Consider the following 18,845-nt stretch of genomic DNA (forward strand, 5'->3'; position numbering starts at 1 on the left):
CTGTTCTACCGAACGGTAGTTTGTTGGCCGGGTCGTTCGTACAGGCTTTCCGGACAAGACCCACCGGTGTGGTCATGATCCGGCCACGGGAGTCCCGACCGGCGTGAGGAGGCAATCGCCCAGGCCGTTCTCGCTCCTTGAGTCAGGTCGTCCAGGCGGCCGTGGGGCCGTACATGCTCACGCCAGGCCGAGCGCCTGCAGTGCGCGGTGCTGGCTCGGTGTCGGCCGAGCGGGCCAGTAGATGTAGCAGACACCGCCCGTACCGCCTCTGACCTTGCCGTTCGCGTCGTAGCGCTTCGTACGCAGCCAGATGTTCTCCCACTCGCGCCGGAGGTAGACCCGGCGGACGGCCTCGTTACCCGGTGAGGCGGGGTCGTTGGCGATGACGTCGCCGTCCTCGGTGAAGCCGATGACCGTCATCAGGTGGCCCGAGGTGCCGTAGCCGGCCCCGGTCAGTTCCTCCTTGCGGAAGGACTGGGACGTTATGGCCGGGATGCCCGCCCGGACCAGCGTTTCGAGTTCCGTGAGCGTGCGCAGCCGGGTGACCACCGCGTTCATGTCGGGGTAGGTGGCCGCGTAGGCGGCGTTGAAGGGCCAGTTGCCGCAGCCCTGGTACTGGTGGTCGTAGGTGAAGCGGGCCGCGTGGCAGACCTGCGGGTCGGCGAAGGCCGGGTTCACCCAGGCCAGATCCTCGGCCGAGGGCCGGCGTCCCCAGTACTCGACGATCATCTGGGAGGAGGTCGGGCTGCACCAGGCCTCGCCGCCGTTGTCGTACTCGGGGTACTGCCCGACATGGGTGTTCTGCGAGTAGCGCGGCACGGCCAACTCATGGGCGGCGCCGGGCACGGAGGCCGGGACGGTGAACCGGTCCGGGACGTCCGAGGCCATCGCGCCGAGCCGCCACACCGTCGGGGTGAGGTCGCTTCCGGGCGTGCGGTACAGGGTCAGTCGCAGCCGGTACGAGACCAGCCGGAGCCCGCTCGCCGCGTCGTCGATCGCGAAGGTGTCGGTCCAGACGGAGCTCTTGCCGTCGGTCTGGTCGTCGACCGAGGTGCGCCGGACGTCGCCGTCGCCGGATGCCCAGCGGCCCAGCACGTACCAGGGGGTGGCGGCGGTGTCGGAGTAGGTGCCGGAGAGCTCGACCTGGAGCCAGGTACCGGGGGGTGTGTGGGCGTTCCAGGAGGCGATGACCTCGGTGGCCGGCACGGTCGACGTGTGCACGGGCGAGGTCCAGCTCGCGTACTCCCAGGCCGAGGTCCTGCCGGTGTGCGGATCGACGTACTCGGTGCGGCCCGCGGGGGTGGCGAGGACGAGGCCGGGCCGGCGGCCGGCCACCGCCTTCGTCCCGGCCGCGCTTCCGCACCGCCAGTCGGTGTACGAGGACCAGAAGCGGTTGTCGACGAGCCCGGGCGCCGGTGCGTGGCCCCGGCCGGCGGCGCTCTCCGCGGGAGCGCAGCCGGGGTCCGCGCAAGCGGCGGAGGCGGGGACCACAGAGGCCGAGGCCGAGGCCGTGGCGGCGGAGGCGGTGGTGGTGGCCGCGGCCGTGCCCGCGGCGGCCGCGAGGGCCGCGGCGAGGACGGTTCTGCGCGGGGTGGAGCTGGTCATGGGCGGTGACCCCCAGTCGAGAACGGCGTAAGGAACTGTGGACGGGCGGGGCTGCGCGGGCCCCACTATCGCCGCTCGCGAGGGGCCTCCGCCAGCACTTCGCCCCGCGTCGCCCCACCAATATTGGTCTCGACCGGTGGCGGTGGAACCTCCCTGACCTGCGGCGGTCCCCCACTCCCCTACCCTGGGCCCATGAACGACCTCGACCGCGCGGCACACGCCCTGCTCCGGCTCCCGCCCTCCTGCGGACCGGTCCGGCTGGTCGCGGTCGACGGCCACGCGGGCTCCGGCAAGTCCACCCTCGCGGCCCGCCTCTCCGCCGCCCTCGGCGACGCGCCCGTCCTCCACCTCGACGACCTCGCCACCCACGAGGAGCTCTTCGCCTGGACCGAACGGCTGCGGCAGCAGGTCCTGGAGCCGCTCTCGCGCGGCGGGACCGCGTTCTACCGACCGTACGACTGGCACCTCCGGAGCTTCGGCGAGGCCCGCGCGCTGCCGCCGGCCCCGGTCGTCCTCGTCGAGGGCGTCGGAGCGGGCCGGCAGGCGGTGCGCCCGTTCCTGGCGTGGCTGCTGTGGATGGAGCGGACAGCCGAGGATTCCTGGGTCCGGGGGCGGCACCGGGACGGTCCGGAGCAGGCCGCGTTCTGGGACGGCTGGACCCTGGCGGAGACTCGCCACTTCTCCGAGGACCCCTCCCGAGCCTTCGCCGACACCCTGGTACGAGAGCGTCCCGAGGGGTACGACTGGCTCCCCGGGCCCTCTGTGACAGCGGGCGCAGACCAGATCATCACGCACAGTGACGGCTCGATGTCCGTGAACTGAGAGCCCGGAAGTCCGCTTCCGCAAGTGCCTCAACGACGCTTGACCCCAGGGGCGTACAGGTCTTACGTTCTCAATGTGCGGCTTTTCGGAGCTGCCGCAGACACGAAGCCCCCGGTTGTTCCCCCGTGATCGGGGGCTTCGTTCTGCCCCTACAGGCCCCCTCGAAGGCCCTTCGCGACCCCTGACGCTCACCCAGGGTCACCGCTTCCGGATCATGCGCTTCTTCTTAATCACCCACCGCCTGCGCAGGTACGATGCCCGCAGGTGCGGTCAAATCCCGTCCATGCGAAGACGGTTGTGGGGGACCCGATGGACATCGGCACGCAGGGCTCGCAGGCCCCGGCCGAGCTCGCCTGGCTCCGCGGAGTCGACGCCTACACGATGGGCGCCTATCCGCAGGCCGAGGACGAGTTCCGGACGGCGGTACGGATCGATCCCGGGATGGCGGACGCCTGGCTCGGGCTGCACGCGCTCAGGGTCGACACCACGACCGCGCTGTTGCGCATGTACCGCAATCGAGAACGGTTCGGCGAGCAGCGCGCCCGGCACCGCCGCACACTGAACTCCTGGTACTGGCTGGGCTGGTGGGTCCAGCCCGTCCTGGAGAGCCCCCGCGACCTGCTGCTCGCGCACGCCTCCCACTGGCTCGACGGACGCCACGTACCGGAGCTGGACCGGGCCCTCGCCGGGCTCCCCCCGGTCGACACCGACCCGCAGGTCCGCTTCCTGCACGCCTGCCGCGCCTATCTCGTCAAGGACTGGGAGCAGCTCGTCCGGCACACCGAGACCCTCGTCGACGACCCTCTGCTCGGCATCGAGGCGGGGCTCTTCGGCGGCATGGCCCGGGTCCGCCTGGAGATGTACGGCCAGGCCGAGCCGCTCCTCTCGGCCTCGCTGATGCGCTGCCGCAGCGAACAGCCGCAGCGCAAGGAGCTCCGCTACTGGCTCGCCCGCGCCCACGAGGGCACCGGGCGCAGCGCCGCCGCCCTGCCCCTCTACCGGGCCGTGCACCGGATCGACCCGGCGTTCATGGACACGGCAGCCCGGCTCGCCGCCATCGCCGAGTACGACGGCTTCGAGGGGTACGACGGCGTGGACGACCCGTCGGGGCTCGCGACGGTCGCCCTCGGCACCCTCGGCGGCGGCCTCGGCCAGGAGACGGTGGAGACCGTCCAGGGCGCCGAACCCGACGCCGGGCCGCTGGGCGACGGACTGCGGCTCGCACCCGAACCCGTACCGCCGATCGTTCCCGTCACGCCGCCCGAGACCGTACGGCAGAAGACGCCGCTGCCCTCGCAGCCCGGGCCGCCGCGCTTCCCCGCCGGGCCCACCGATCCGGTCCTGCTCGCGGAGGCGCTCGCCGAGCTGGAGGGCATGGTCGGGCTCGACCCGGTGAAGCGCCAGGTCAAGGCGCTCTCGGCGCAGCTGGAGATGGCGCGGCTGCGCGCCGGCCAGGGGCTTCCGGTCCAGCCGCCGAAGCGGCACTTCGTCTTCTCCGGCCCCTCCGGCACCGGGAAGACGACGGTCGCCCGGATCCTGGGGCGGGTCTTCTACGCCCTCGGGCTGCTCGGCGGCGACCACCTCGTGGAGGCGCAGCGGGCCGATCTCGTCGGCGAGTTCCTCGGACAGACGGCGGTCAAGGCCAACGAACTCATCGACTCGGCGCTCGGCGGAGTGCTCTTCGTCGACGAGGCGTACGCGCTCTCCAACACGGGCTACAGCAAGGGCGACGCCTACGGGGACGAGGCCCTCCAGGTCCTCCTCAAGCGGGCCGAGGACAACCGGGACCATCTGGTGGTCATCCTGGCCGGCTACCCCGAGGGCATGGACCGGCTGCTCACGACCAACCCCGGGCTGTCCTCCCGGTTCACCACGCGGGTCGACTTCCCCTCGTACCGGCCCCTCGAACTCACCGCGATCGGCAAGGTGCTCGCGGCGGCCAACGGGGACGGCTGGGACGAGGAGGCCCTGGACGAGCTCCGCTCGATCAGCGGGCACGTCGTGGAGCAGGGCTGGATCGACGAGCTGGGCAACGGCCGCTTCCTGCGCACCCTGTACGAGAAGTCCTGCGCCTACCGGGACCTGCGGCTCTCCGGATACCCGTCCACCCCGACCCGGGACGACCTGGCCACCCTCCGGCTCGCCGACCTGATGCAGGCGTACGGCGAGGTCCTGTCGGGCCGCGGTCCGATCGACCGCGGCCCGCAGCAGGAGCAGCCGCCCGGCTACTAGGGCCTGTCTGACGCCAATTGTCAGACAGGCCCTAGGGGGTGTCCGCCCCTGTTCCGCCGGGCACCGCTAGGCCCGGGTCGGCGTCAGCCGGTGGGCGGGGTCGCGGACCTCGCCCACCAGCATCTCCAGGGCGTCCTCCAGGGCGACCAGGCCCAGGACCCGGCCCGAGCCGTCCGCGACCTGCGCCAGGTGGGTTGCGGCGCGGCGCATCACGGTCAGGGCGTCGTCGAGCGGCAGCTCGGCGCGGAGCGTCGCCATCGGGCGCCACAGCTGGTGCGGCACGGCCCGCTCCCGCTCCTCCAGGTCGAGGACGTCCTTCACGTGGACGAAGCCCATGAAGGTGCCGCTCGCCGCGGCGCGGACCGGGAAGCGGGAGTAGCCGGTCCGTACGGTCAGCTCCTCGATCTCCCGGGGCGTGACGGACGGCGGGACCGTCACCAGGGAGGCCGGGGCGATGAGGACGTCCGTCACCGGGCGGCTGCCCAGTTCGAGGGCGTCCTCCAGGCGCTCCTGTTCGGCCGGGTCGAGCAGCCCGGCCTGCCCGGCGTCCTCGACGAGCCGGCCGAGCTGCGTACGGGTGAAGACCGCCTCCACCTCGTCCTTCGGCTCGACCTTGAACGCCCGCAGGACGAGCCGGGCGCAGGCGCCCAGCGCGACCGTCACGGGCCGGCAGAGCCGGGCGAAGCCGACCAGTCCGGGGGCGAGCCAGAGCGCGGTGCGCTCGGGCGCGGCCATCGCCAGGTTCTTCGGCACCATCTCGCCGATGACGAGGTGGAGGAAGACGACCGCGGCGAGCGCGATGACATAGCCGAGCGGATGGATCAGCCCCTCGGGGACGCCGACCGCGTGGAAGACCGGTTCGAGGAGATGGGCGACGGTCGGTTCGGCGACGGCGCCGAGCGTCAGCGAGCAGACGGTGATGCCGAACTGCGCGGCCGCCATCATCTGCGGCAGGTTCTCGAGCCCGTACAGGACCTTCTGGGCGCGGGCGCCGTCGAGCGGTTCGATCTGGCTGCGGCGGACGGAGACGAGCGCGAACTCGGCCCCGACGAAGAACCCGTTGGCCAGCACCAGGACGAGGGCGAAGAGCAGCGGGAGGGTGCTCATCGGACCGCCTCCGCCACCAGGGACGCCCCTACGGTCTCCGTCGCCGGTTCCGTACGGACGATCCGGACGCGCTCGGCCCGGTAGCGGTCGACCTGGCGCACCGAGAACCGCCAGCCGGGCAGTTCGGCCCGGTCGCCCGGGGCCGGGATGCGCCCCAGGAGGTCGGCGACGAGCCCGGCGACGGTCTCGTACGGCCCGTCGGGCACGTCGAGGCCTATCCGGCGCAGGGTGTGGACCCGGCAGGAGCCGTCGGCCTCCCAGACGGGCCTGCCGTCCTCGGCGGGGGCGGCCGCCAGCTCGGGGCGCCCGTCGGCGGGGGTGTCGTGCTCGTCGCGCACCTCGCCGACGAGCTCCTCGACGATGTCCTCCAGGGTCACGACACCGGCCGTACCGCCGTACTCGTCGACGACGACCGCGATGGGCTGTTCCCTGCGCAGGCGCTCCAGGAGGGTCTGGGCGGGCAGCGTCTCGGGGACGAGGAGCGGCGGGACCGCGATCCGGCCGACGCGGGTGCGCAGCCGGGCGTGCGGGGCGACGGCGAGGGCGTCCTTGAGGTGGACCATGCCGACGATCTCGTCGATGCGGTCGCGGTAGACCGGGAAGCGCGAGAGGCCGGTGGCCCGGGTGAGGTTGAGGACGTCGGCCGCGGTGGCGTCCCACTGGAGGGCGCTCACCTTCACGCGCGGGGTCATGACCTGCTCGGCGGTGAGGCCGCCGAGGGAGAGGGTCCGTACGAAGAGGTCGGCGGTGTCCTGTTCGAGCGCGCCGGCCAGGGCGGAGTGCCGGGCGAGCGAGACGAGCTCGCCGGGGGTCCTGACGGAGTCCAGCTCCTCGGTGGGTTCGACGCCCAGGAGCCGGACGAGCCGGTTGGCGACCCGGTTGAGCAGGGCGATCACCGGACGGAAGAGCGCGGAGAAGCGGCGCTGCGGGGTGGCCACGAAGCGGGCCACCTGCAGCGGCCGGGAGACCGCCCAGTTCTTCGGTACGAGCTCGCCGACCACCATCTGGACGGCGGAGGCGAGCAGCATCCCGACCACCACCGAGACGCCGGAGACGGCCCCCGCGGGCAGTCCGGTCGCGGTGAGCGGCCCGTGCAGCAGTCCGGCGAGCGCGGGCTCGGCGAGCATGCCGACGACGAGCGAGGTGAGCGTGATGCCGAGCTGGGTGCCGGAGAGCTGGAAGGACAGCTCGCGGAGGGCGGTGACGACGGTGCGGGCGCGCCGGTCGCCGGCGGCCGCGGCGCGCTCGGCCTCGGCCCGCTCGACGGTCACGAGACCGAACTCGGCGGCCACGAAGAAGCCGTTGGCGAGGATGAGGAGAAAGGCCGCGACGAGCAGCAGAAGAGAGATGATCATGCCGCCGCCTCCGGGGAGGGGGCGGCGCGGGTACTACCGGATGATCCGTCCATTGCTGGAGGGAGTCACTCCTCGGGTCGAAGGGTGGCCCCGCGGGCCGCCGCAGCGGCCCTGCACACGCGAGGCGGCGGTGCCGCTCGGCACCACCGCCTCCAGAGTAGTCACGCGAACGCCCCGCGTGGCAGGGGGTCGGCTCCGGATGGGGGATCCCTCCGGGTTCTCCCGCCGGGTCTCAGACCCGCTCCGCGCCCGTCCCCCGGCTGTCGGCCAGGGCCCGCAGGGCGCGGGCGTCGCGGATCGCCGACTCCTTGGCGATACCGGGCTGGATGCCGAGTACGGGCATGCTCGTGCCGTCGCTCAGGTCCAGGAAGACCCAGGGGTCGCCGGGGCGGAGGTTCACCTTGACGATCTCCGCCCAGGCGAGCCGCCTGGTCCGGGTGATGTTGACGACCGTGACGCCCTCGTCGTCGGCGACGACCTTGGGGCGGCTCAGCAGGACGAGGACCCCGGAGAGCAGCGCCGCCGTGAAGACGAAGCTCACGCGCTCCCCCGTTCCCAGCCGCTCCAGCATCAGCGCGACGGCGGTGATGACGGCGAACATCGCCGCCCCGATGGTCAGCAGGACGGCCCGGGTACGACCGGGACGGAAAGTGACCGGAAGGGTGGTCGGCAGTGGCTGGGACATCGGCTGTTCCTCGGTGCCTCGGGGCGAGTGACGGACCGCGCCGTCAGAGGCGGCAGGCGTGGATGGCGGTGGTGAGGATGGCGCGGGCGCCGATCTCGTACAGGTCGTCCATGATCCGCTGCGCCTCCTTGGCGGGGACCATCGCGCGGACGGCGACCCAGCCCTCGTTGTGCAGCGGGGAGACGGTCGGCGACTCCAGGCCCGGGGTGAGGGCGACGGCCTGCTCCAGGTGCTCGGCGCGGCAGTCGTAGTCCATCATCACGTACGAGCGGGCGACGAGGACGCCCTGGAGGCGGCGCAGGAACTGCTGGACCTGCGGGTGGTCGTCCGTGGCGCCGTGGCGGCGGACGACGACGGCCTCGGAGGTCAGGATCGGCTCGCCGATGACCTCCAGGCCCGCGTTGCGCAGGCTGGTGCCGGTCTCCACGACGTCCGCGATGACCTGGGCGACGCCGAGCTGGATCGCGGTCTCGACCGCGCCGTCCAGGTGGACGACGGAGGCGTCGATCCCCTGGTCGGCGAGGTGCTTGGCGACGATGCCCTCGTAGGAGGTCGCGATGGTCATGCCACCGAAGTCCTCCGGGCCGTTGGCGGTGCCGGGCCGCGTGGCGTAACGGAAGGTGGAGCGGCCGAAGTTCAGCGGGAGGATCTCCTCGGCGCTGGCTCCGGAGTCCAGGAGCAGGTCACGGCCGGTGATGCCGATGTCCAGCTTCCCGGAGGCGACGTAGATCGCGATGTCCTTCGGCCGCAGGTAGAAGAACTCGACCTCGTTGTCGGGGTCGATGACCACGAGCTCCTTGGACTCTTTGCGCTGCCGGTAGCCGGCCTCATGGAGCATTGCCGACGCAGGTCCGGAGAGGGAACCCTTGTTGGGAACGGCGATGCGCAGCATGGGGTGAGCTTCCTTTGCCTGAGAGTGGTGGGGAGACCGAAAAAGTCGTGCTCAGAGGTGGGCGTAGACGTCGTCGAGCGAGATCCCGCGGGCGACCATCATCACCTGGACGTGGTACAGCAGCTGCGAGATCTCCTCGGCGGCCGCTTCCTTGCCCTCGTACTCGGCGGCCATCCAGACCTCGGCGGCCTCCTCGACGACCTTCTTGCCGATGGCATGGACGCCCTTGTCCACCAGTTCCGCGGTGCGGGAGGTGGCCGGGTCGCCGGTCTCGGCCTTGAGCTTGAGCTCGGTGAAGAGCTCTTCGAAGGTTTTGTTCGCCATGATGGTCCTAAGAGTACGGGGTGCAATAAGAGGGGCGCGCAGCGCCTCGTACGAGGGGTGGTGGTGGGGCGACGGGCGTGCCTAGCGCCAGGGTTCGCTGACCGTGCGCAGCGTGGTGGCGGTGGCGACGGCGGCGGTGACCGCTTCGTGGCCCTTGTCCTCGGAGGAGCCTTCGAGGCCGGCCCGGTCGAGGGCCTGCTCTTCGTTGTCGACGGTGAGGACGCCGAATCCGACGGGTACGCCGGTGTCGATCGAGACCTGGGTGAGGCCGTTGGTCACGCCCTGGCACACGTACTCGAAGTGCGGGGTTCCGCCACGGATGACGACACCGAGCGCGACGATGGCATCGTAGCCGCGTCCGGCGAGGACCTTCGCCACGACCGGGAGCTCGAAGCTGCCGGGGACGCGCAGGAGGGTCGGTTCGTCGATGCCGAGCTCGCTCAGGGCGCGCAGGGCGCCGTCGACGAGGCCGTCCATGATCTTCTCGTGCCACTGGGCCGCGATGACCGCGACCCGCAGGTCGCCGCAGTTCTTCACGCTGAGGACGGGTGCGCCCTTGCCGCTCATGTTTCTCCTTGCCGGATTCCGGTCGTACGTACGTGGTTACTGGTTGCCGCAGGTGGAGGTCGGGGAGCCGTCCAGCCAGGGGAGGTCGTGGCCCATCCGGTCCCGCTTGGTGCGGAGGTAGCGGAGGTTGTGCTCGCCGGCCTGGACGGGCATGGGCTCCCGGCCCTCGACCCTGATCCCGTGCCGTGTGAGGGCATCGATCTTGTCGGGGTTGTTGGTCATGAGCCGCACGCTGCGGACGCCGAGGTCGGTGAGGATCTGCGCGCCGGCCGCGTAGTCGCGGGCGTCGGCGGGCAGTCCGAGCTCCAGGTTGGCGTCGAGGGTGTCGCGGCCCTGCTCCTGGAGCTCGTACGCGCGGAGCTTGGAGAGCAGACCGATCCCGCGGCCCTCGTGGCCCCGCAGGTAGACGACGACACCGCGGCCGGCTTCCTGGATGCGGTCCATGGAGGCCTGGAGCTGGGGTCCGCAGTCGCAGCGCAGCGAGTGGAAGATGTCGCCGGTCAGGCACTCGGAGTGGACCCGGACCAGCAGGTCCTCGCCGGCGCCGATCTCGCCGTGGACGAGGGCGACGTGCTCGACGCCGTCGACGGTGGAGCGGTAGCCGTACGCGGTGAAGTCGCCGTGCGCGGTGGGCAGCTGGACCTCGGCCTCGCGGCGGACGGTCGGTTCGGCGGACCGCCGGTAGGCGATCAGGTCCTCGATGGAGATGATCGTGAGGCCGTGCTTGCGGGCGAAGGGCACCAGCTCGGGCAGGCGCAGCATGACGCCGTCCTCGCCGGCGATCTCGACGATCGCGCCGGCCGGACGCAGGCCCGCGAGGCGGGCCAGGTCGACGGCGGCCTCGGTGTGGCCGTTGCGGACGAGGACGCCGCCGGCCTTGGCCCGGAGCGGGAAGATGTGGCCGGGGCGGACGAAGTCGGACGGCTCGTGGCTGCCGCTCGCCAGCATCCGCAGGGTGGTGGCGCGGTCGGCGGCGGAGATGCCGGTGGTGACGCCGTGCGCGGGCGACGCGTCGACGGAGACGGTGAAGGCCGTGCGCATCGACTCGGTGTTGTGCTCGACCATCTGCGGGAGCTGGAGGCGCTCCAGTTCCTCGTCCTCCATGGGGGCGCAGATCAGGCCGCGGCACTCGCTCATCATGAAGGCGACGATCTCGGGGGTCGCCTTCTCGGCGGCGATGACGAGGTCTCCCTCGTTCTCGCGGTCCTCGTCGTCGACGACGACGACGGGGCGTCCGGCGGCGATGTCGCGGATGGCCTGCTCGACGGGGTCGAGGGCGAGGTCGGTGGCGTCCCAGAGGGGATGTGCGCTCATGCGTGGGCTCCTTCCAGGACGGTGGTGGTGGTGCGGGAGCGCAGCCACCAGTCGCGCATGCCCCACAGGACGAGCGCGCCGTAGATGACGTAGACGAAGCCGGAGAAGGCGTAGCCGTTGGCGAAGTTCAGCGGGACGCCGACCAGGTCGACGAGCAGCCAGGCGAACCAGAACTCGACCATGCCCCGGGCCTGGGCGTACATGGCCACGACGGTGCCCACGAAGATGTACGCGTCGGGCCACGGGTCCCAGGACAGGTCCGGGAAGGCCTTGAAGAGCAGGGCCACCGCGACGGTGCCGGCGGCGGCCGCGGCGATCATGCCGGCGCGCTCGCCCCAGGTGGCGAAGCGCACGGTGAGGTGGCCGTCCTTGCCCTGTCCCTTGCCGCGCTGCCACTGCCACCAGCCGTAGAGCGCCACGACCATGACGACGGCCTGCTTGCCGGCGCTGCCTGCGAGGTGACCGTAGAAGGCGCCGAAGAGTATGAGGCCGGCGAGGAACTGTACGGGCCAGGTCCAGACGTTGCGGCGCCAGCCGAGGGCGAGGGCGACGAGTCCGAAGATGTTGCCGATCATGTCGGCCCACTTGATGTGCTGGTCGAGGACGGTGAACGCCTCGGAGTTGAGCCAGTTCACTTGCCGTTCTCCAGGGCGTTCGGGCCGAGCAGCCGCTCGACGTACTTGGCGATGACGTCGACCTCGAGGTTGACCGGGGCGCCGCTCTGCTTGATGCCGAGCGTGGTCAGGGCGAGGGTGGTGGGGATGAGGCTGATGGTGAACCAGTCGTCGGCGACCTCGACGACGGTGAGGCTGACGCCGTCGACCGTGATCGAGCCCTTCTCGACGACGTAGCGGGAGAGGTGGGCGGGCAGGCCGACCTTGACGAGTTCCCAGTGCTCGGACGGGGTCCGGTCGAGGATCGTGCCCGTGCCGTCGACGTGTCCCTGGACGATGTGTCCGCCGAGGCGGTCGCCCACGGCCATGGGCCGCTCCAGGTTGACCCGGGAGCCGGCTTCGAGGGCGCCGAGGCTGGACCGCTTGAGGGTCTCGGCCATGACGTCGGCGGTGAACTCGCCGTCGCCGAACTCGACGACCGTGAGACAGACACCGTTGACGGCGATGGAGTCGCCGTGCCGGGCGTCTTCCGTGACCAGGGGACCTCGCAGCCGGAAGCGGGAGGCGTCCTCCAGCTGCTCGACGGCGACGACCTCGCCCAGTTCTTCGACGATTCCGGTGAACACGGTCAGCGCTCCTTGGGGGTGGCGGTGATACGGAGGTCGGGGCCGATGCGCACGGTCTCGGTGATGTCGAGCCGCAACGCGTCGGTGATGGTGCCGATTCCCGCGTCGGCGAGGGCCTGCGGGCCGGCGCCGAGGAGGACCGGAGCGAGGTAGCCGACGACCTGGTCGACGGCGCCCGCGGCGACGAAGGCGCCCGCGAGGGTGGGGCCGCCTTCGAGAAGGACGGAGCGGACGCCGCGCTCGTGCAGGGCGTCCAGGAGGGCGGGTACGGACAGGCCGCGCTCGGCCCTGGGGAGGCGTACGACGTCGGGCAGGCCGGATTCGGCGTCCTCGGCGATCGCGATCAGGGTGGGGGCCGCGTCGTCGAGCACCCGGGCGTCGGGCTTCACGGCGGTCGCCTCGGTGTCGACCACGACCCGGAGCGGCTGCACGGCACCTTCGATGCCACGTACCGCCAGGTGGGGGTCGTCGGCGCGGGCGGTGCCGGAGCCGACGACGACGGCGTCGGACTCGGCGCGCAGCCGGTGGACGTCGGCGCGGGACTCGGCGGAGGTGATCCAACGGGAGGTGCCGTCGGCGGCGGCGGTCCGGCCGTCGAGGGTGGCGGCGTACTTCCACCGGACGAAGGGCCGGCCGTGGCGTACGGAGGTGAGCCAGGCGATGTTGACCGCCTCGGCCTCCTCCTCCAGAAGGCCCCCTGCGACCTCGACGCCGGCCGCGCGCAGGGTGTCGGCGCCGCCCGTGGCCTGCGGGTTCGGGTCGCCGACCGCGTACACGACCCGGCTGACCCCGGCCTCGATCAGGGCCTGGGCGCAGGGGCCGGTGCGGCCGGTGTGGTTGCAGGGTTCGAGGGTGACGTACGCGGTGCCGCCGCGGGCCAGGACGCCGGCCTCGCGCAGGGCGTGGATCTCGGCGTGCGGGCCGCCGGCACGCTGGTGCCAGCCCTCGCCGACCGGGTGTCCGGACACGTCGGTGACGACGCAGCCGACGACGGGGTTGGGGCTGGTGGCGCCGAGTCCGCGTGCGGCGAGCTCGACGGCTCGGTGCATGGCGGTGATGTCGGCCTGCTGGGCCACCGGGTCCTCCTGCCTCTTCGGGCACGGACTCCGGGGCCTGTCGATGACGACAGAGAGCGGGAAAGACGCCTCGCGCAGGGTGCGCCGAGGCCGCGTCCTGCGGGTACGCCGATCGCATGCGACACGGCGACCAGCGGACGTACGGCTGACACACCCCTGACAGGGTTCGCCCGCCGCGCACTGCCTCCCATCCGGACTTTCACCGTCGGTCCAGGAATCTCACCTGGTCAACCGGCCGCTGGCTGCGGACGGGTCGCGGACTATAACCGCCGGTTCGGAATTACACCGACCCCGGAGTGCGCTGCTGCTGATACAGGGCCAGTGTGCCACGAACCGTGACCGGTCATGCGGGCGAGGTTCTGTGGGCTGGCTCACATGGACCCATAAACACCTTCTTTGGTCCAGACCTATTGACGCACTGGTCTAGTCCTCTTAATCTCCGAGTCACCTCCGAGGTACTCGGTCCGACGGCGTGCGCACTCCCCGGGCCCAACACGACCCACCCCCTTGTTCGTTGTGTTTTTTCCACCTCCCCAGGAGGAAACGATCGTGTTGTCCCCCACCACGAAGAGAGCATCGCTGCTCGCTTCCGGCGCGGCCGTCGCCGGTCTGCTGCTCAGCTCGCTCTCCGGCGGCGTCTCGTACGCGGCCGACAACGAGTCCTGTCGGCCCGACGGGCTCTACAAGACCCCGGGCGTCGACGTGCCGTACTGCTCGGTCTACGACGCCGAGGGCCGCGAGAAGATGGGCGCGGACCACCAGCGCCGGGTCATCGGCTACTTCACCGGCTGGCGCGACGGCAAGAACGGCCAGCCCGCGTACCTGGCCAAGGACATCCCGTGGGAGAAGATCACCCACATCAACTACGCCTTCGGGCACATCGGCAGCGACAACAAGCTCTCCGTGGGTACGGACGGCCCGAACAACGCGGCCACCGGGATGACCTGGCCCGGTGTCGCGGGCGCCGAGATGGACCCCGCTTACGCGTACAAGGGGCACTTCAACCTGCTCAACAAGTTCAAGAAGCAGCACCCGAACGTCAAGACGCTGATCTCGGTCGGCGGCTGGGCGGAGACCGGCGGCTACTTCGCGGACAACGGCGACCGGGTGAACTCCGGCGGCTTCTACTCGATGGCCACCAACGCCGACGGTTCGGTCAACCAGGCCGGGATCGACACCTTCGCGGCCTCGTCCGTCGACTTCATCCGGAAGTACGGGTTCAACGGCGTCGACATCGACTACGAGTACCCGACCACGATGAAGGACGCGGGCAACCCGCTCGACTGGCAGCTCGCGAACGCGCGCCGCGCCGGGCTCGTGCAGGGCTACGCGGCCCTCATGAAGTCCCTGCGCGAGAAGCTGGACGCGGCCGGTGCCTCCGACGGCAAGCACTACATGCTGACCGTCGCCGCCCCCTCCTCCGGCTACCTGCTGCGTGGCATGGAGACGTTCCAGATGCAGAAGTACCTGGACTACGTCAACATCATGTCCTACGACCTGCACGGCGCCTGGAACGAGTACGTCGGCCCCAACGCCTCGCTCTTCGACGACGGCAAGGACGGCGAGCTCGCCGCCGCCAACGTCTACGGCTCGGCGCAGTACGGCAGCCTCGGCTACCTCAACACCGACTGGGCGTACCACTACTTCCGCGGCTCGATGCCGGCCGGCCGCATCAACATCGGCCTGCCCTACTACACCCGCGGCCACAAGAACGTCCAGGGCGGCACCGACGGTCTGTGGGGCAAGGCCTCCGCGACCACCTGCCCGGCCGGCGCCGGTCTGACCAAGTGCGGTGACGGTGCCGTCGGCATCGACAACCTGTGGCACGACAAGGACACCAACGGTGTCGAGTCGCCCGCCGGCTCCAACCCGATGTGGCACGCCAAGAACCTCGAGAAGGGGATCGTCGGCGACTACGTCACCCAGTACGGCTTCCCGGCGAACACCACCCTGACCGGCACCTACGCCCGCAAGTACGACTCGACCCTGGTCGCGCCGTGGCTGTGGAACGCGCAGAAGAAGGTCTTCCTCTCCACCGAGGACGAGCAGTCGGTGGCCGCCAAGGCCGACTACGTGGTCGACAAGGGCATCGGCGGCACGATGGTCTGGGAGATGGCCGGCGACTACGGCTGGAACGCGACCAAGGGCCAGTACGAGATGGGCTCCACGCTCACCTCGCTGATGTACGACAAGTTCAAGGCGGCCGCCCCGTACGGCGCGAAGAAGTCCAACGCGACCCTGCCGACCCAGGCCGTGAAGATCGACACCCAGTTCACCGAGTTCAAGCTGGGCGACTCGAACTACCCGATCACCCCGAAGATCAAGATCACCAACAACACGGCGACGGCGCTTCCGGGCGGCACGGAGTTCCAGTTCGACTACGGCACCTCGGCGCCGGGCAACGCGTCGGACCAGTCGGGCTTCGGTACGAAGGTCATCAGCAGCGACCACACGGGCAGCAACGTGGGCGGCCTGAAGGGCGACTTCCACCGCGTCTCCCTGAAGCTCCCGGCCTGGCAGTCGCTGGCCCCGGGCGCCTCGGTCGACCTCGCGTTCAACTACTACCTGCCGGTGTCCACCCCCTCCAACTGGACGGTGAACATCAACGGCACGACGTACGCCCTCGCCGGTGACCTGGCGCGCGGGACGACGGTCGTGGAGCCCGGCTCCACCACGCCGCCCACCACGCCTCCGACCACGCCGCCCACCACCCCGCCGACGACTCCCCCGACCACGCCGCCGACGACCCCGCCGACGACGCCGCCCACCACGGGCTGCACCGTCCCGGCGTACGTGGCCGGCACGGTCTACAACGCGGGCAACGAGGTGTCGCACAAGGGCAGCAAGTGGAAGGCCCAGTGGTGGACGCAGAACGAGGAGCCGGGCACGACCGGCGACTGGGGCGTCTGGAAGAACCTCGGCGCCTGCTGACGACCGACTGACGCACTCCTCCGAAAGACCCCCGGCGGCGGACTCTCACGGCCCTTGGCCGCCGCCGGGCTCCCACCGCGCCGCGCCCCCCTGTCCGGGGCGCGGCGCCTGGCGTTTCCGGGGCGCGGCACCTGACGCTGACGGGTCGCGGCGCCTGACGTTGACGGGTCGCGGCGCCTGACGCTTCCGCGGATCGCGGCAGGTTTCCCCTACGGGAACAGTTCGTCCTGGGCCGCGTCGCGGGCCCTGAGCAGGGCGCCGCGGAGGACCGCCGCGTCCCCGAGCGCGGTCGGGCGGACCTCGGTACGGAGGGGCGAGAGCCCCGAGAGCGCCGACTGCACGCGGGCGGCGAGCTCGGCGCCGCCCTGGTGGCCGGTCTCGCCGGCGAGGACCACACAGCCGGGGTCCAGGACGGAGGCGACGGCGGCCGTGCCGACGGCGAGACGGCCGGCGAGGGCGTCGAGGAACGGGCCGTCGCCCGAGGTGAGCGCGGTGGCCGGGTCGAGGCCGTGGGCGACGGCGAGCGAGCCGACGGCGGCCGCGCAGGCCAGCTCGTGGAAGCCGCCGTCGCAGCCGGTGGCCGAGGGGAGGACGGCGGTGCCCGGCACGGGCAGGAAGCCGATCTCGCCGGCGCCGCCGGAGGCCCCGCGGCGCAGCCGTCCGTCGAGGACGACGGCGGCACCGACGCCCTGGCCGAGCCAGAGCAGCACGAAGTCCTCGCGGTCGCGGGCCGCGCCCTCGCGGAGTTCGGCGACGGCGGCGAGGTTCGTCTCGTTCTCGACGAGGACGCGGGCGGGCAGCCGTTCCTGGAGGTCGGCGACCAGGCGGCGGTGCCAGGCGGGCAGTTTGGCGGAGTCGCGCAGCTCGCCGGTGGCGGGGTCGATCAGTCCGGGCGCGCCGACGGCCACCGTGTGCAGCCGGTCGACGCCGGCTTCCTCGGCGGTCCGCTCCAGGAGCGTGACCGCCTTCTCCACGGCCGGGCCCGTGCCGCCGTCGTCGCCGACGGGCGCGGAGGCCTCGGCGAGGGTGGTGCCGAGGAGGTCGGCGACGGTGACGGAGACCGAGCGGGTGCGCACGTCGAGCGCGGCGAGGTACGCGCGGTGGGCCACGATCCCGTACAGCTTGGCGTTGGGGCCGCGGCGTTCCGCCCCGGACTCCCCGACGACGTGGACGAGCCCGGAGTCGCTGAGCCGGTCGACGAGGTCGGCGACGGTCGGGCGGGAGAGCCCGGTGAGCGTCTTGAGCTGAGTGGCCGTCAACGGACCCTCGTCCTGGAGCAGTCGCAGGGCGAGCCGGTCGTTGATGGCCCGTGCGGTGCTCGGGGATGCGGCCATGCGGCGATCCTCTCAGACTCGATCCTGCCCGGAATCCCCCCGCGGACTATTTATCAGGCAGGGTCCCTGATAGTTTACCGCCCACACCACGAACCAGGGAGGGCCCATGGCGGCGGAGACCGTCTTCAGCACCGAGCGCCTGCGGCGGGCGCGCTTCGCCGTCGCCGCCGTCTTCTGCGTCCACGGCGCGGTGACCGGCAGCTTCGCGACCCGTATCCCGTGGATCCAGGAGCACGCGGGCGTCAGCGCCGGACAGCTCGGGCTCGCCCTCGCCTTCCCCGCGCTCGGCGCCTCCCTCGCGATGCCGCTCGCCGGAGCCATCAGCCACCGCTTCGGCGCCCGTACGGCGCTGCGCGGCCTGCTCGCGCTGTGGACGCTCTCCCTGACACTGCCCTCGCTGGCCCCGAACATCTGGGGGCTGTGCGGCGCGCTCTTCGTGTACGGCGCGACCGCGGGCATGTCCGACGTGGCGATGAACGCGCTCGGCGTCGAGACCGAGAACCGGCTCGGCAAGTCCATCATGTCGAGCCTGCACGGCATGTGGAGCGTCGGCGCGCTGCTCGGCTCCGCCGCCGGCACGGTCGCCGCCCACCTCGGCGGTGACGCCCGGATCCACCACCTGATCGCCGCCCTGACCCTCACGGCGCTCGGCCTGGCCTTCTGCCAGGGCGTCCTGGACGTGCACGACACCCCGGACGAGGAGGCGCCGCCGCGGTTCTCGCTGCCGCCGAAGTCCGCGCTGATCATCGGCGCCATCGGCTTCTGCGGGGTGTTCGCGGAGGGCGCCAGCCTCGACTGGTCGGCCGTCTACCTGCGGGACGAACTGGGCAGCTCGGCCGGGCTCGCGGCCGCCTCGACGACCGCCTTCGCCCTGACGATGGCCGTGGCGCGGCTGGTCGGCGACCGGGTCGTGGACCGCTTCGGCGCGGTCCGTACGGTACGGGTCGGGGGCGCCGTCGCGACCCTCGGCGGACTCATGGTCGTCCTCGCCCCGCACGCCGCCGTCGCGATGGCCGGTTTCGGTCTCATCGGGCTCGGCATCGCGGTCGTCGTCCCGCTCGCCTTCGCCGCGGCGGCCCGCAGCGGCCCGAACCCCAGCCAGGCCATCGCGGGCGTCGCCACCATCACGTACACCTCGGGTCTCATCGCCCCCTCGGCGATCGGCGGCATCGCCGACGCGACCTCCCTGGTCTTCTCCTTCGGCCTGGTCACGTTGCTGACCCTGGGCCTCGTGGTCGGCGCGGGCGTCCTGCGGCCCGGTGCGCGCGGGGCCGCGGCGTCGGCCAGGAAGGACGGCGCCCCCGCGAAGAGCTCCGGCCCGGTCGCGTGAGGGCGCGGGCCGGCGCGATCCCGGCCGGCCC

Annotated in this window: 16 protein-coding genes and 1 riboswitch; of the genes, 4 read left to right on the forward strand and 12 right to left on the reverse strand. The window is 71.8% G+C overall.

Annotation, left to right across the window (positions count from 1 at the left end; all coding sequences use genetic code 11):
- Positions 1–177: 177 nt before the first annotated feature.
- Complete coding sequence (locus OG580_RS05520; protein WP_267042513.1) at positions 178–1,605, reverse strand: peptidase C39 family protein; 1,428 nt, start codon at positions 1,603–1,605, stop codon at positions 178–180.
- A 192-nt stretch (positions 1,606–1,797) separates the two neighbouring features.
- Between OG580_RS05520 and OG580_RS05525 the strand changes: the two genes are divergently transcribed.
- Positions 1,798–2,427: a uridine kinase gene (locus tag OG580_RS05525; RefSeq protein WP_267042514.1), complete on the forward strand. Its 630-nt coding sequence runs from the start codon at positions 1,798–1,800 to the stop codon at positions 2,425–2,427.
- A 309-nt stretch (positions 2,428–2,736) separates the two neighbouring features.
- On the forward strand, positions 2,737–4,659 hold the full coding sequence (locus OG580_RS05530; protein WP_267042515.1) for an AAA family ATPase: 1,923 nt from the start codon (positions 2,737–2,739) through the stop codon (positions 4,657–4,659).
- Between the two features lie 66 nt (positions 4,660–4,725).
- Here OG580_RS05530 and OG580_RS05535 read toward each other — a convergent pair whose 3' ends face one another.
- The 10 genes from OG580_RS05535 to ribD form a co-directional block, all read right to left on the reverse strand.
- A complete protein-coding gene (locus OG580_RS05535) occupies positions 4,726–5,766 on the reverse strand; it encodes a hemolysin family protein (RefSeq protein WP_267042516.1) in 1,041 nt (346 codons plus the stop codon).
- Positions 5,763–7,121, reverse strand: a complete 1,359-nt coding sequence (locus tag OG580_RS05540) for a hemolysin family protein (protein WP_267042517.1) — start codon at positions 7,119–7,121, stop codon at positions 5,763–5,765. Before OG580_RS05540 ends, OG580_RS05535 begins: the two co-directional genes overlap by 4 nt.
- Before the next feature lie 232 nt (positions 7,122–7,353).
- Positions 7,354–7,806: a PH domain-containing protein gene (locus OG580_RS05545; protein ID WP_267042518.1), complete on the reverse strand. Its 453-nt coding sequence runs from the start codon at positions 7,804–7,806 to the stop codon at positions 7,354–7,356.
- Between the two features lie 43 nt (positions 7,807–7,849).
- The gene (gene hisG, locus OG580_RS05550; protein ID WP_267042519.1) at positions 7,850–8,698 is read right to left on the reverse strand and encodes an ATP phosphoribosyltransferase; all 849 of its coding nucleotides are present in this window, start codon (positions 8,696–8,698) and stop codon (positions 7,850–7,852) included.
- A 51-nt stretch (positions 8,699–8,749) separates the two neighbouring features.
- Positions 8,750–9,022, reverse strand: coding sequence for a phosphoribosyl-ATP diphosphatase (locus OG580_RS05555; RefSeq protein ID WP_267042520.1), 273 nt, complete (start codon positions 9,020–9,022; stop codon positions 8,750–8,752).
- An 81-nt stretch (positions 9,023–9,103) separates the two neighbouring features.
- Positions 9,104–9,589 (reverse strand): 6,7-dimethyl-8-ribityllumazine synthase, encoded by a 486-nt coding sequence (gene ribH / locus OG580_RS05560; protein WP_267042521.1) that lies wholly within the window; start codon positions 9,587–9,589, stop codon positions 9,104–9,106.
- A 36-nt stretch (positions 9,590–9,625) separates the two neighbouring features.
- Entirely contained in the window at positions 9,626–10,903 is a 1,278-nt protein-coding gene (locus OG580_RS05565; RefSeq protein WP_267042522.1) for a bifunctional 3,4-dihydroxy-2-butanone-4-phosphate synthase/GTP cyclohydrolase II, read from the reverse strand.
- Positions 10,900–11,538, reverse strand: coding sequence for a nicotinamide mononucleotide transporter family protein (locus tag OG580_RS05570; protein ID WP_267042523.1), 639 nt, complete (start codon positions 11,536–11,538; stop codon positions 10,900–10,902). The genes OG580_RS05565 and OG580_RS05570 overlap by 4 nt, the downstream gene beginning before the upstream one ends.
- Positions 11,535–12,143 carry a riboflavin synthase gene (locus OG580_RS05575; protein WP_267042524.1) on the reverse strand — a complete coding sequence of 203 codons (609 nt, stop codon included), beginning with the start codon at positions 12,141–12,143 and terminating at the stop codon, positions 11,535–11,537. Before OG580_RS05575 ends, OG580_RS05570 begins: the two co-directional genes overlap by 4 nt.
- Before the next feature lie 2 nt (positions 12,144–12,145).
- Positions 12,146–13,219, reverse strand: coding sequence for a bifunctional diaminohydroxyphosphoribosylaminopyrimidine deaminase/5-amino-6-(5-phosphoribosylamino)uracil reductase RibD (gene ribD / locus OG580_RS05580; protein ID WP_267042525.1), 1,074 nt, complete (start codon positions 13,217–13,219; stop codon positions 12,146–12,148).
- A 173-nt stretch (positions 13,220–13,392) separates the two neighbouring features.
- A riboswitch (FMN riboswitch) is annotated at positions 13,393–13,523 on the reverse strand.
- Positions 13,524–13,768: 245 nt separating this feature from the next.
- Here ribD and OG580_RS05585 point away from each other — a divergent pair.
- Positions 13,769–16,150: a chitinase C-terminal domain-containing protein gene (locus OG580_RS05585; RefSeq protein ID WP_267042526.1), complete on the forward strand. Its 2,382-nt coding sequence runs from the start codon at positions 13,769–13,771 to the stop codon at positions 16,148–16,150.
- A gap of 209 nt (positions 16,151–16,359) precedes the next feature.
- Here the strand turns inward: OG580_RS05585 and OG580_RS05590 are convergent, their stop codons facing one another.
- Entirely contained in the window at positions 16,360–17,484 is a 1,125-nt protein-coding gene (locus OG580_RS05590; protein WP_267042527.1) for an ROK family transcriptional regulator, read from the reverse strand.
- Positions 17,485–17,590: 106 nt separating this feature from the next.
- On the opposite strand from OG580_RS05590, the gene OG580_RS05595 reads away from it, so the two are divergent.
- Positions 17,591–18,814, forward strand: coding sequence for an MFS transporter (locus tag OG580_RS05595; RefSeq protein ID WP_267042528.1), 1,224 nt, complete (start codon positions 17,591–17,593; stop codon positions 18,812–18,814).
- Positions 18,815–18,845 lie beyond the last annotated feature (31 nt).

The sequence above is a fragment of the Streptomyces sp. NBC_00094 genome (assembly GCF_026343125.1).
In the GTDB taxonomy this organism is placed as follows: Bacteria; Actinomycetota; Actinomycetes; order Streptomycetales; family Streptomycetaceae; genus Streptomyces.

Coding starts and splice junctions, on each gene's coding strand:
- OG580_RS05520 (WP_267042513.1), bottom strand. CDS start 1,605: ATGACCAGCTCCACCCCGCGCAGAACCGTCCTCGCCGCGGCCCTCGCG.
- OG580_RS05525 (WP_267042514.1), top strand. CDS start 1,798: ATGAACGACCTCGACCGCGCGGCACACGCCCTGCTCCGGCTCCCGCCC.
- OG580_RS05530 (WP_267042515.1), top strand. CDS start 2,737: ATGGACATCGGCACGCAGGGCTCGCAGGCCCCGGCCGAGCTCGCCTGG.
- OG580_RS05535 (WP_267042516.1), bottom strand. CDS start 5,766: ATGAGCACCCTCCCGCTGCTCTTCGCCCTCGTCCTGGTGCTGGCCAAC.
- OG580_RS05540 (WP_267042517.1), bottom strand. CDS start 7,121: ATGATCATCTCTCTTCTGCTGCTCGTCGCGGCCTTTCTCCTCATCCTC.
- OG580_RS05545 (WP_267042518.1), bottom strand. CDS start 7,806: ATGTCCCAGCCACTGCCGACCACCCTTCCGGTCACTTTCCGTCCCGGT.
- hisG (WP_267042519.1), bottom strand. CDS start 8,698: ATGCTGCGCATCGCCGTTCCCAACAAGGGTTCCCTCTCCGGACCTGCG.
- OG580_RS05555 (WP_267042520.1), bottom strand. CDS start 9,022: ATGGCGAACAAAACCTTCGAAGAGCTCTTCACCGAGCTCAAGCTCAAG.
- ribH (WP_267042521.1), bottom strand. CDS start 9,589: ATGAGCGGCAAGGGCGCACCCGTCCTCAGCGTGAAGAACTGCGGCGAC.
- OG580_RS05565 (WP_267042522.1), bottom strand. CDS start 10,903: ATGAGCGCACATCCCCTCTGGGACGCCACCGACCTCGCCCTCGACCCC.
- OG580_RS05590 (WP_267042527.1), bottom strand. CDS start 17,484: ATGGCCGCATCCCCGAGCACCGCACGGGCCATCAACGACCGGCTCGCC.
- OG580_RS05595 (WP_267042528.1), top strand. CDS start 17,591: ATGGCGGCGGAGACCGTCTTCAGCACCGAGCGCCTGCGGCGGGCGCGC.